The organism is Variovorax sp. V116 (assembly GCF_041154435.1).
GTDB classification, from domain to species: Bacteria; Pseudomonadota; Gammaproteobacteria; order Burkholderiales; family Burkholderiaceae_C; genus Variovorax; species Variovorax paradoxus.
The window spans coordinates 4965001-4977163 of the sequence record NZ_AP028661.1; the positions used below are offsets into that span (position 1 = coordinate 4965001).

The following is a 12163-nucleotide window of genomic DNA, read 5'->3' on the forward strand; positions in this document are numbered from 1 at the left end:
GCGAGCGCAACCGGCTGCTGCTGGCGCGCCTGTTCGCGCGCCCGGCCAACGTGCTGGTGCTCGACGAACCGACCAACGACCTGGACATCGACACGCTGGAACTGCTGGAAGGCCTGCTGCAGGACTACGACGGCACCGTGTTCCTGGTCAGCCACGACCGCACCTTCCTGGACAACGTAGTGACCAGCACGATCGCCTTCGAGGGCGACGGCCACTGGCGCGAATACGAGGGCAGCGTGCAGGACTGGCTGATCCAGTCGAAGCGCGCGCGCGAGATCGCGGAGCAGCGGCAGGCCGCCGGCGCCCCGCCTGCCCCGCCGCCCGCACCGGCTCCCGCCGCCGCCGAACCGGCGCCCGCGCGTCCGGCCGGCGCCGCCCGCAAGAAGCTCAGCTACAAGGAACAGCGCGAACTCGAGGCGCTCCCGGCGCTGATCGAGGCGCTCGAGGCCGAGCAGAAGCGCATCGGCGAAATGCTCGAGCTCGACGGCGGCGCGATCTACGCCAGCGACGCTTCGCGCGCGGCCGAGTTGAGCCAGCGCCACGCCCAGATCGACGACGAACTGCTGGCGGCGCTGGAACGCCAGGAAGAGCTGTCCGCCGGGCGCTAGTTCATTGGTTCTACGACGGGCCGTCCCGCCGTCCCACGCCGCGGCGGCGCCGACTGGGCTATATATGCGGCTTCCAAGCTCCGGGAACGCCGCATGTCTTCCTTCTACGCGCTCTTTGGCCGAAGCATTGCGCTTCTTGTCCTTGTCCTGCAGGGCGCCTGCGCACAACTGCCCGAGCACGTCGACCGGCCGGTCTCGACCGCGCTCGCCTCGCCCAACGGCACCGCGCTGGAGGCCCTGGTGCAGCAGCGGCGCAAGGCCGACGGGGCGCGCTTCGAATCCGGCTTCCTGCTGCTCGCGGGGCCGCCCGCCGCCTACGGCAGTCGGCTCGCGCTGATCGAAGGCGCGCAGAAAACGCTCGACCTGCAGTACTACGCCATCCATGCCGACGCCAGCACCGGCCGGCTGGTGCGGGGACTTCGAGCGGCGGCCGAGCGCGGCGTGCGCGTGCGAATCCTGCTCGACGACCTGCACAGCACCGGGCGCGATGCGCTGGTGCTGGGCCTGGCGTTCGTGCCGAACATCGAGATGCGCCTGTTCAACCCGCTGGCCGGCGCGCGCGGGACTTCGCTGGCGCGCGTCTTCAACTCGATCGGCGATGCCTCGCGGATCCAGCAGCGGATGCACAACAAGCTCTTCCTCGCCGACAACGTGCTCGGCGTCACCGGCGGGCGCAACCTGGGCGACGCCTATTTCGGCAATGCGCTGAAGGGCAACTACATCGACGTCGACATCCTGGCGGCCGGGCCGATCGTGCGGGACCTGTCGCGCAGCTTCGACAGCTACTGGAACAACGAACGCGCCTACCCGGTCCAGTCGCTGGTCAAGCGCAGCGAGCTGGAGGCCATCCGCGAGCGCGCGCAGCAGGCCGACCGGGAACTGGCCGACGAGTCGGCTCGGGCGCAGAACTCGCCGCCGCCGGCCCCCCCGCCGCCCGCGCCCGGAACAGAACCGAAGGACGGCGCCGCCCCGACGCCGGCACAGCTCGCCCGCGCCTGGGACGAAAAGCCGATGGACCTGCGAACCGCCCGTTTCGTCTGGGCGCCCGCGGTGATGCTCGCCGACCAGCCCGGAAAGATCCCGGCCGACAAGGGCGCCGAGAAGACGAGGGCGCCGGGCCTGGTCGTGAGCCAGCCCGGGGACGCCGCCAGCTCGTCGCGGCGCGCGGCGGCGCTCGAAGCCAGCTCCGACCTGGCCGCGGGCAGCGACACGGTGGTCGAAGGCCTGCTGCAGCTGATCGGCCAGGCCCGCAGCGACCTGCTCATCATCTCGCCCTATTTCGTGCCCGGCCCGGACATGATGCAGGCCTTTGCAGCGGCGCGGGGGCGGGGCGTGCGCATCCGCGTGCTGACCAACTCGCTGTCGTCGAACGACGCGCCGGTGGCGCATGTCGGTTACTCCCGCCATCGCGAGGATCTGCTCAAAGTGGGCGTGGAGCTCTACGAGCTGCGCAGCGAGCAGGCCAGCGTCGGCAATGCCTTCGGCTCGTCGGGCAGCGGCGGCAGCCTCGGCGAATCGCGCTCGATGCTGCATTCGAAGGTGCTGGTGATGGACGGCCGGCTGCTGGTGGTCGGCTCGATGAACCTGGACCTGCGCTCGCAGCTGCAGAACACCGAGATCGCGCTGCTCGTGCGAAGCGCCGAGCTCTCGCGCGCGGCCTCCGCCCAGATCGAGCGCGGCATGCGCGAGGGCTCATGGCGGGTCGAGCTGGACGGCGGCTCGCTGGTCTGGCGGGCGCCCGAAGGCAGCGGGCTGAAGGACACCTCCACCGAGCCCGACGCCAGCCTGACCCTGCGCCTGCTGCTGCGGCTGTTCGGTCCGCTGGCGCCGGACCAGCTGCTGTAGGGCGCCGGCGTCAGTGCTTGTGCTGATGGGCCGGCGCGGCGGTGTCGGCTCCTTCGGGCGCGCCCACCGGCAGGTTCAGCTCGAGCGAGCTCTTCTGGCCCTTGGCATCCTCGAAACGCAGCGTCATCGGCACGGTCGAACCCTTGGCCAGCGCCTGCTTCAGGTCCATCATCATCACGTGGTAGCCGCCCGGCTTGAGCTCGACGGTCTGGCCGGCAGGCAGGTCGAGGCCGCCCGGCAGTTCGCGCATCTTCATGGTGTCGCCTTCCATCTTCATCTCGTGCACCTCGGCCACGCCGGCGGCCGGCGTCGTGATGCCGACCAGCCTGGCGCCCGTGGGCGCGGTGAGTTTCATGAAGGCCCCGGTGCCGCTCTGGCCCGGCACCGACTGGCGCACCCAGCCGTCGCGCACGTCGACCGTGGCCACGCCCTGCGCCACCACGTCGAGCCTGGCGGCAGGGCTCTTGAGCCCGGTGGTCGAAGTGCCCGAGGCCGGCACTTCCGCCCAATCGATGCTGCCCACGTCGCAGGTCTGCAGCACCTTGAACCACAGCGGGCCGGGCGTGCCCGGCACCTTGCCGCGCAGCACGAACTCGGCGCGCTCGCCGGCGGGCAGCGCCGCTTGCGGGTTTTCGGCGGTCCAGCGCACTTCGCCGTCGCCGGCGTTCTTCTGCACGTCGAGCTTCCAGCCCTTGCGCGCCTGGGCGTCGCTCAGCAGGAAACCCTTGGGCAGGCGCACGGCCAGGCCGGTAGTGGCCTTGGCGCCTTCGCAGGCATGGCCGACGCGGAAGGCCGCGTTGTAGTCGCTGCCGACGGTGGCGCCGCCGCGCGGCAGCGTGACGTGGGCGCAGGCGGCGGCCGTGCCTGCCAGCAGGGCGCAGGCGGCGGCGGTCTTGAGGATGGTGCGCGGATGGTTCATTGCGGGAACTCCTTGAAAAAGGCGGTTGAAAGGAATCAGAGGTCGAACTTGAGTTCGGCCACGTAGGTGCGTTGCGGATAGGGGTGGAAGGCCCAGTACTTGTTGTTGTTCAGGTTGTCGATGCCTAAGGCGGCGCTCCATTGCCGGTCGATCCGGTAGCGGATGCGCGCGTCGACCACGAAGAACTTCGAGAAGCCCATGTAGGCCGCGCCGTTGCCGTCGCTGTTGTCGAGCGTGCCGTACTGCTTGCCGCTGTAGCGGGCGCCGACGGTGTAGCTCCACCTCGCATCGGGCCGGTAGGTGGCGAGCAGCGTGGCCCGCAGCTTCGGCACGCGCGGCTGCTCGCGGCCGACGCTGGCCGGAAAACCGCTGTTGGCCGCGATCTTCGAGCGCGTCAGCGTGAGGCTGCCGCTCAGGTCCAGCCCCTTCACGCCCACGTCGACCGCGTTCAGCGCCACCTCCAGGCCGCGGGTGCGGATGGCATCGACGTTCTGCACCGTGCTGACCAGATTGGTGAGGGCCTGGCTGTAGAGCGCGTCCTTGGTGTTCTCGAAGAACAGCGTGGTGCGCAGCACGCCGTCGAGCCCCCAGCCCTTCAGGTCGCGCTCGGCGCTGAGCTCCGTCGTCCAGGAGCGCTCCGGCCGCAGGTTCGGATCGGTGTTGACGATGCGGTTGCCGTCGATCGAGCCCTGGTAGAGCTCGCTCACCGTCGGCATGCGCACTGCCCGGCCGGTCGATGCCTTGAGCAGCCAGTCCGGCGTGGCCTGCCAGGCAAGGGCCGCCTTGGGCGAGTCGTAGCTGTTCCTGCGCGGCGCGAAGTCGAGCAGCTTCGTCGCGCTGCCGAGCTGGCCGCCGTAGGCCTCCCAGCGTTCGTGGCGCAGGCCGAGCGTGGTCTTCCAGTCCTTGGCGAAGCGCCAGGTGTCCTGCACGTAGAGCGACTGCAGCCGGGTTTTGCCGTTGAAGCCGGAGAACGGCGACACGGCCGGCCCGGCGATCCAGTCGAGCGTGTTGCCGACGCTGGTGCGCAGGCGGGCGGTGTCCTGCTGGAAGCCGAAGTCGACCACGTGCGCGCCCACGCCCTCGGCCGAGCCGATGGGCCGCCATGTGCCGGCGGCCTTGAAGGTGTGCCAGCCGGAGCCCCCCATGTCGGTGGTGCGGCCCGGTCCGCCGCTGAAGGCGCCGGGCAGCGGCGTGGTCGGCGTGCGCGAGGTGTCGCGCGCATAGTCGAACAGGCTTGCGGACAGCTCCCAGTCGAACACCCCGCCGGTGTGGCTCTTCACCGAGAGGCCATGCATGTAGTGGGTGAGCGCGGTTTCGGTCGGCGCCAGCGCGGCGCTCGGCGCATCGAGGTTGTAGCTCCGCCCGGCGATGTTCACGCGCCCCGAATACACCGGCCCACCGAAGGCATCGCGCAGGTAGGTGTCGACGCTGCCGTGCGTGGTGTTGTTCCAGGCGCCCAGCGTGTAGGTGGCGCGCACCGTGGGCGAGAAATCGTAGGCCAGCTTGAGCTTGGCCTGCTCCTGCGTGGTGTCGTAGATCGTCGAGCCGCCTACCAGCCACCAGGGCTGGTTCGACGGGTCCAGCCCCAGAACCGCCCCGGTGACCGGCGTGCCGGCATTGCCCAGGGTGCCGGCACTCGCGAGCCGGTTGCCGAACACCAGCGCCTGCCCCTTGCTGTGGGTGCGCGAGGCGCTGAGCCACCATGACCAGTCGCCGCTGCGGCTGCCCAGCGAGAGCTCGAGCTGCTGGCCGGCGGGCGAGGAGTGGCTGTTGTACAGGTCGAAGTTGGAGGCGAAGCCGCTGAGCTTGGCGTGCGCTTCGAGCCGGGTGGGCATGCGCGTCACGTAGTCGACCACGGCGCCGACCGAGTTGCCCGGATAGGCCGCCGAGAACGGCCCGTACAGCACGTCGACCCGCTCGATCTCCTCGGGCGAGACCATGCCCCAGCGCGGCGCGTAGGTAGCGCCGTTGCCCAGCGGGTTCGACAGCATGACGCCGTCGGCATACACCATCGAGCGCGCGCTGTTGCCCGTGCCGGAGGCGCGCGTGGCAAGCACCGCATGGTTGAAATCGCCGATGTAGCGCTTGCGCACCACGAGGCTGGGCAGGTACTTGAGCGCGTCTTCGCCGTCGGTGGCGTTGACGGTTTCGGCGATCTGCTCGTGCGTCACGCCCTCGATGGTGGTCGGAATCTGGGTCGGCAGCGAGGTCGGGCGGCCGCCGCTGACCGTGACGGTGCTCAGGGTGCGCGCACCGCTGCCGCCGGATGGATCAGGCGCGTCCTGCGCCCACGCGGGCGCGCCAAGGGGAAATGCCATGGCGATCGCCATGGCGCGGGAATGCTTTTTCACTGGGAACCTGCTCCACGAACTTCAAGCCGGACAGGCCGCATGCACCCGTCGATCGGGCGCACGCAGCTACGGTTTTGACAGCTTCAGGAGAAGGCGGGAGGCCCGCGCGCCGGCAGCGGCGCGGCGGTGGCCGCGGCCAAGCGCGCGGCGGGAATGGACTGGACCACGCGGCCGAGCGGCAGCGGAAGGTCGAAAGCGGCAGCGGACGGCGACGGCGGCGGCGCGCCGGTCAGCACGCACAGCGGGCAGTCCATGTGCGAGGCGCCCATCTCCTGCACGCCGTCTTCGGTGTGGACCACCGCCTTGATCGAACCGGCGCTCGAGCACACCAGTTCGACGGCCTGCGGATGCACGATCGGCGAGGCCACCGCCGCGCCGATCGAGAGCGCGAACCACAGCAGCACCCAGCGGCCGACGAGGCCGAGGAAGCGGGGGTGGTTTCGCAGCAGGTGCATGGCGTTGGCGATTATCGGCGCTGTTTGTTCTTTGGTGCCGGTGCGCGCTGAGCGGACTTGGCATTGCCCGAACTCCGGGTGCCCGAGGCCTTGGCGCCGGAAGCCTTGGCGCCGCGATTGCTCCTGGCCCCTTGCGCGCCGCGGGCGCTCGCCTTGGGCGCGGGTGCGGTCGGCACCGCGGCGGGCGGCTGCGCCACCAGCGGGACCGCCTCCACCTTGAAGCCGCGCGCCGCCAGCAGCGCCGGCAGCCCCTGCGGACCGACCATGTGCAGCGCGCCCACGGCAGCGAACACGCGCTTGCCGCCCGCGTGCATGCGCTCGATGCCGTCGGCCAGGCCCGGGTTGCGGTCGTCCAGCAGGCGCTTCATGAGCCGCTGCTCGGCGGGCGTGTTGAGGCAGTTGCACCACTCGGGGTAGCGGCCGAGCTTGTCCGCGTCGCCGCGTGCCCAGATGTCGGCCAGCTCCTTCATCTGCGCGCGCAACTGGCCCGATTCCAGTTCGCTCAGGGCCGCGTCGATCTGCTCGGCCTCCTCGGCCTCGGAGTCGCCGGTCAGCATCTTCAATTGCGCGGCCGCGCTTTCGAGCGCGAACACCGGCTTGTTGTTGTTGCGTGCGGAGACGGCCAGCGCCTCGTCGGCGCCGAACTCGGGGTACAGGCCGTCGGCGCGCGCCACCAGGCCGGTCAGCGCCATGACCTGCAGGATGGGCTGCAGCCCCGTGGCCTGGCCGGGCGGCACGCAGGCGGCCTCGTTCTGGCGCGCCAGCCGCTGTGCGCGCTCGCCACTGAGCAGCCGCGCGACCACGGCCGGATCGGCCTGCTGCGTCAGGGGCTGCATCGCGACCGGGTCGCGCACGTCGAGTTCCAGTGCCAGCGCGTCGCTTTGCTCCAGCGCCTTCTGCACGGTGGGCCCGGGCCGCACCCACTCGGCGCGCCCGAGATGAATGGTCCCGTAGAGCCAGGAAGTGCGCCCGTCTCGCTCGGCGCGCCACAGCAGGCCGCGGTCGGCCGCGTTCCACTGGCCGACGGCCGCGCCGGGCTTTCCGAGGCTGGCAATGGCAGACGGCGGGCAGGCGGCCTGCGCCGCCAGCGCGAAGACGCAGCAGGCGCCGGCCAGCGCAAGGCGCGGCAGGCGCGAAAGCAGGGACGCACGCGCGGGCGTCTTCGTCTTCAAAAGGGTGTCGCGCCTCGGCGCAACCAGGATCCGGAGTATCCGCAAGGCTTGCTCCACGATGAAAGAAAGTCCGGCATTCTCACAGCACCGCTGCCCATAATCCGGAACATGCAGAGCATCTTCCATCTTGCCTTCCACGTCCGCGATCTCGACGCGGCCCGCCGCTTCTATGGCCAGGTTCTGGGCTGCGCCGAGGGCCGCAGCACCGGCACGTGGGTCGATTTCGACTTCTTCGGCCACCAGATCTCGCTGCACCTGGGCGAACCCTTCGCCACCACGCGCACCGGCCGTGTCGGCGACGCGATGGTGCCGATGCCGCACTTCGGCATCGTGCTCGCGCTGCCCGACTGGCAGGCGCTCGCGAAGCGGCTGAAGGCCGCCGAGATCGAGTTCGTGCTCGAGCCCCAGGTGCGCTTCGAGGGCCAGCCGGGCGAGCAGTGGACCATGTTCTTCTGCGACCCGTTCGGCAATCCGATCGAGGTCAAGGGCTTTCGTTCCCTGGCAGCGCTCTACGACAAATGAACCCTCCGCCCCGAGCCGCCCCGGGCTGGCTCGCAGCCTCTGCGGGCGCCGGCGCAGCCGCATTGCGCGCCGCGGCGGCGGTACTGTGGCTTCTTTTTGCGGCGGGCACCGCCCACGCGGCCATCGATTGCGAGCTCAACGACCGCAAGGCCGATCCGTCCGACGGCAGCAGCACCGCGGGCAAGACGGGGCTGATGCGCTGCAAGGAGCGCGAAACCGGCGAACTCCAGCGCGAGCAGCAGATCCAGAACGGCGTCTTCATGGGCCTGGCGCGCTTCTATGAAAAAGGCAAGCTGGCCAGGGAGCACACGCTCAACGCCAAGGGCCACATCCACGGCCTCGCCCGCGAGTTCGCGCCCAACGGGCAGGTCGTGCGCGAGGCGGTCTACGACGACGGACAGGAGCAGGGCCTGGTGCGCAGCTTCTACCCGGGCGGGCAGCTGCGCCGCGTCACCTTCTATCCAGCCGTCGGCACCGACCGCGCCTTCGTCGAGTTCACCGAACGCGGCCAGATGTCGGCGCTGCGCTGCGGCGAAACGCCCATGCTGGCGCCGGCCGTCGACGACGCCCGGCTGTGCGGGTTCATCAGCGGGCCGTCGCAGGTCGAGCTGTTCGATGCGGGCGGCATCCTGCGCTCGCGGCTGTCGTACCTGTCGGGCAAGCGGGTACGTTCGCAGAGCTTCTACGACAACGGCAAGCCTTCCGTGCAGGACGAGATCGTCGGCAGCCAGCGCACCGAGCGCCAGTTTTCATCCGAAGGCGTGAAGCGCCGCGAAACGGTGTGGCTGCTGGTCGAGCGCAGCGCGGTGCGGCAACGCGAGCAGGAGTTCTCCGAAAAGGGAACGCTGATCCGTGACCAGCGATGGAACCCGGCGGGCGAACCGATCGGCGACGACAGCTACCACCTCAATGGCCGGCCGCGCAGCAAGTCGGTCTACCGCGGAAGCGGCAATGCGCGCACGGTCGAGATTACCGAGTTCTACGAGAGCGGCCAGCGCGCCGCCCACGGCCGCTACCTGGTGGCGGGCCGCGGGCGCCAGGTGCCGGTGGGCACGCACCGGCGCTTCAGCGAAAAGGGCAACCTGCTGGCGGAATCGAGCTTCGATGCCAAGGGCCGCGTGACGCGCGAGCGCAGCTGGGACGAGAACGGCGAACTGCAGCACGACGAGCACGTGCTCGAGGACGGCTCGCGCAAGGCCTACACGCAGTAGCACGGCCCACCCCGGGGCCGCGCGGGCTTCATCAATCCAGCTTGATGCCGGCCTGCTTGATGATCGGGCCCCAGCGTTTCGACTCGGCGCGCGACAGCGCCGCGAACTGCGCCGGTGTGCCCGGCATGGCTTCCATGCCGAAATCGTCGAAGCGCTTCTGCACGGCCGGCGTGCCGAACGCGCGGTTCAGCTCGCTGTTGAGCCTGGCGACCACCGCGGGCGGCAGCCCCGCCGGGCCGAGGATGCCCTGGAACGCGAACACCTCGGTGTTGGGCACGCCCACTTCGGCCAGCGTCGGCACGCTGGGCAGCGTCTTGCTGCGCGCGCCCGAGCCGATGGCCAGCACGCGCACCTTGTTGCCCTGCATGATCGGCAGGCCCGAGGCCAGGTCGAGGAACATGCACGGCACCTGGCCGCCCATCACGTCGGCCATGGCGGGCGCCGCGCCGCGGTAGGGAATGTGGGTGATGAAGGTGCCGGTGCGGGCCTTGAACATTTCCATGGCCAGGTGGTGCGGCGAGCCATTGCCCGGCGAGGCGTAGTTGACCTTGCCCGGATTGGCCTTCGCGTAGGCCAGGAACTCCTTGAAGTTCTTGGCCGGAAAGTCGGGATGCACCACCAGCGCGAGCGGGAACTTGCCGATCGCGCCGATGTAGGTGAAGTCCTTCTCCGGATTGAACGGCAGCTTGCTGAACAGGTGCTCGTTGAAGGCCAGCACGGCGTTGTCCGCCGAGAGGATGGTGTAGCCGTCGGGCTTGCTCTTGGCGACGAGGTCGGCGCCGATGTTGGTCGAGGCGCCGGGGCGGTTGTCGACCACGATCTGCTGGCCCAGCGTCTGGCGCATGGCCTCGGCCAGCACGCGTGCGATCACGTCGGTGCCGCCGCCAGCCGGATAGGGCACCACCCACTTGATGAGTTGCGCCGGGTAGTCCTGGGCGCGGGCAAAGGGCGCGGCGGTTACGGCGGCGCCGGAGGCGAGCGTGGCGAGAAGGGTGCGGCGATCCATGGATCAGTCTCCTTTTTGTATTGGTTCGGTTGCGGACAGCGATGGTACGGGCAGCGCGTGCAGTGCGTCGGCCAGCGCGGCGCGGCAGCGCGCCTCGTCGCCGACCTGCTCGAACAGCAGCAGCGCGAGGCGGGCCAGGAACAGCGATTCGCGTTCGGCGCCGGCCTCGGTGATGGCGCGCGCGCACTCTGCATAGAGCCGGTCGCGCGCGTCGGATGGAAGCGGTGTGGTCATCTGGCAATCTCCGTGGAAGCGGCGGCTGCAGCGCGGGCCAATGCGGCCTGCAATGCGCCGCGGGGCAAGCGCCGCCAGCGCGCGGCCACATGGCCGTCGGGGCGCAGCAGGTAGACGGCACCATCGCGCGCGCCCAGCGCCTCGAACACGTCAGGGCCGACGTGCGCGTCGGCGCCTGCGATGCCCGGGCCTGCAATGGTGCGCACCGCGAACGGCAGCGCGCCGCCAAGCGCCTGTGCCAGTTCATCGTCCGGCAGCGGCACGGCATCGGCGCCCGGCCGGAGCACCAGCAGCGTGAAGACCGGCCCGATCCAGTCGGTCAGGTGGCCTTGCTCGAGCTGCTGCTCGGCCATGACCTCTCCAGGCAATGGCCCCGCAGGCAGCGCATCGCCTTCGCTCGACAGCGCCGAATCCGCGTAGCGCACGGCCTGGGTCTGGCGCGGGTTGATCAGCTGCGCAATGCCGCGGTGCACCTGCGACAGCGAAAGCGCGGCCTCGCGCAGCAGGTCGAAGCCGCGCGACGGCGGCGACATGAACTCGGTGCTGCGCATCGCGTTCTCGGCATTGACGTGAAAGGCCGCGATGCGCTCCTGCGAGTACGAATCGAGCAGCGACGCGTCCGACAGGCCGCGCGCCACGAAGGCCAGCTTCCAGGCCAGGTTGTCCGCATCGTCGAAGCCCGAGTTGAGGCCGCGCACGCCGAAGATCGGCATCGCATGCGCGGCATTGCCCGCGAACAGCACGCGGCCGTGGCGGTAGCTGTCGAGCGTCATCGCACCCGCGCGGTAGACCGAGGTCCAGACCGTCTTCCATGGCAGGTGGCCTTCGCCGATGGCGTTGAGGTGGCGCTGCACGAATTCGGCCACGGCCGCCGGCTTCAACGCGTCCTCGGTGCCCTGGCCCGCGCGCAGCTGGTAGTCGATGCGCCAGATGTCGTCAGGCTGGCGGTGCATCAGCACGGTCGAGCCCGGGTTCCACGGCGGGTCGAACCAGGCGCGGCGCTCGGTGGGGTGCGTGCTGTGCAGCTCGATGTCGATGATCACGTAGCGGCCCTCGTAGCCCGTGCCCTCGAGCGCGAGCCCGAGCGCCTTGCGCACGAAGCTCTGGCCGCCATCGCAGGCGGCAAGCCACTGGCCGCGCAGCCGGTAGGCGCCCTCGGGGTTGCGCACGTCCAGCGTCACGCCCTCGTCGTCCTGCGCGAGGCCGGTGAGCTCGGTGCCCCATCGGATGTCGACGAGCCCCGGCGACGCCTCGTTGCGGCGGAGGATCTCGTCCAGCAGGTACTGCTCGATGTAGTACTGCTCCAGGTTGATCATCGGCGGCAGCTTCTGGCGCTCGTCATGCGGCATCTCGAAGCGGAACACCTCGGCCGTCTTGTAGAAGCTGCGCCCGCCGGTCCACGGCAGGCCCTTGGCCATGAAGGCCGGCAGCACATGGAGCCGCTCCATGATCTCCAGGCTGCGGCGCGAGATGCAGGCCGCGCGGCTGCCCACGCACACCGTGTCGTCGGCCTCGAGCACCACGCTGCGCACGCCGTGGTTCGCGAGCCCCAGCGCCAGCGCCATGCCGACCGGCCCGCCGCCCGCGATCACCACCGGATGGCGGCCGGGCTCCATGCCGTCGTGCCCGAGCGCCGGCGTGCGCGCCGGGTAGCGCGTGTAGTGAAAGGCGCCGACGGAAGGCGGCAGTTCGGTGGCGCTGGCCGGCGGCGGCACCGGGCCGCTGGCGGCATCGGCGGCCCGTGCGCCGGGCGGCGGCGCGGTGGCCGGAGCGGTGGGGTTCGTCATCATGCAGCGGGATTGTCCCGATGCGCGGCGCTGGCCATTGTCATAACTTCGTA

The 12163-nt window shown here is 70.4% G+C and carries 11 protein-coding genes (1 of these 11 cut by a window edge); 4 read left to right on the forward strand and 7 right to left on the reverse strand.

Annotated elements, in window-relative coordinates:
* Both ACAM58_RS23715 and ACAM58_RS23720 read left to right on the forward strand, forming a co-directional pair.
* Positions 1-608: the 3' portion of an ATP-binding cassette domain-containing protein gene (locus ACAM58_RS23715; protein WP_018907346.1), read on the forward strand. Its footprint begins 1300 nt before the window's first position; the window shows 608 of its 1908 coding nt (coding positions 1301-1908); its start codon lies beyond the left edge, outside the window; the stop codon is at positions 606-608.
* Positions 609-701: 93 nt separating this feature from the next.
* Entirely contained in the window at positions 702-2453 is a 1752-nt protein-coding gene (locus ACAM58_RS23720) for a phospholipase D family protein (protein WP_015867533.1), read from the forward strand.
* A 10-nt stretch (positions 2454-2463) separates the two neighbouring features.
* Here ACAM58_RS23720 and ACAM58_RS23725 read toward each other — a convergent pair whose 3' ends face one another.
* From ACAM58_RS23725 to ACAM58_RS23740, 4 genes are all read right to left on the reverse strand, one after another.
* Entirely contained in the window at positions 2464-3372 is a 909-nt protein-coding gene (locus ACAM58_RS23725) for a copper chaperone PCu(A)C (protein WP_015867534.1), read from the reverse strand.
* A gap of 35 nt (positions 3373-3407) precedes the next feature.
* Positions 3408-5690: a TonB-dependent receptor gene (locus tag ACAM58_RS23730; RefSeq protein ID WP_369663674.1), complete on the reverse strand. Its 2283-nt coding sequence runs from the start codon at positions 5688-5690 to the stop codon at positions 3408-3410.
* A gap of 116 nt (positions 5691-5806) precedes the next feature.
* The gene (locus tag ACAM58_RS23735; protein ID WP_015867536.1) at positions 5807-6178 is read right to left on the reverse strand and encodes a DUF2946 family protein; all 372 of its coding nucleotides are present in this window, start codon (positions 6176-6178) and stop codon (positions 5807-5809) included.
* Between the two features lie 11 nt (positions 6179-6189).
* Positions 6190-7350, reverse strand: a complete 1161-nt coding sequence (locus tag ACAM58_RS23740) for a TraB/GumN family protein (protein WP_230537990.1) — start codon at positions 7348-7350, stop codon at positions 6190-6192.
* Between the two features lie 108 nt (positions 7351-7458).
* Between ACAM58_RS23740 and ACAM58_RS23745 the strand changes: the two genes are divergently transcribed.
* Together ACAM58_RS23745 and ACAM58_RS23750 are read left to right on the forward strand one after the other, a co-directional pair.
* Positions 7459-7872, forward strand: a complete 414-nt coding sequence (locus tag ACAM58_RS23745; protein WP_015867538.1) for a VOC family protein — start codon at positions 7459-7461, stop codon at positions 7870-7872.
* Positions 7869-9083, forward strand: coding sequence for a toxin-antitoxin system YwqK family antitoxin (locus tag ACAM58_RS23750; RefSeq protein ID WP_018907344.1), 1215 nt, complete (start codon positions 7869-7871; stop codon positions 9081-9083). The genes ACAM58_RS23745 and ACAM58_RS23750 overlap by 4 nt, the downstream gene beginning before the upstream one ends.
* Positions 9084-9114: 31 nt before the next feature.
* Here the strand turns inward: ACAM58_RS23750 and ACAM58_RS23755 are convergent, their stop codons facing one another.
* Genes ACAM58_RS23755 through ACAM58_RS23765 form a run of 3 tightly spaced genes read right to left on the reverse strand, consistent with a single transcriptional unit; the run spans position 9115 to position 12113 of the window.
* Positions 9115-10089, reverse strand: coding sequence for a tripartite tricarboxylate transporter substrate binding protein (locus tag ACAM58_RS23755; protein ID WP_015867540.1), 975 nt, complete (start codon positions 10087-10089; stop codon positions 9115-9117).
* Between the two features lie 3 nt (positions 10090-10092).
* Complete coding sequence (locus ACAM58_RS23760; RefSeq protein ID WP_015867541.1) at positions 10093-10323, reverse strand: hypothetical protein; 231 nt, start codon at positions 10321-10323, stop codon at positions 10093-10095.
* On the reverse strand, positions 10320-12113 hold the full coding sequence (locus ACAM58_RS23765; protein WP_369663675.1) for an FAD-dependent monooxygenase: 1794 nt from the start codon (positions 12111-12113) through the stop codon (positions 10320-10322). Before ACAM58_RS23765 ends, ACAM58_RS23760 begins: the two co-directional genes overlap by 4 nt.
* Between the last annotated feature and the right edge of the window lie 50 nt (positions 12114-12163).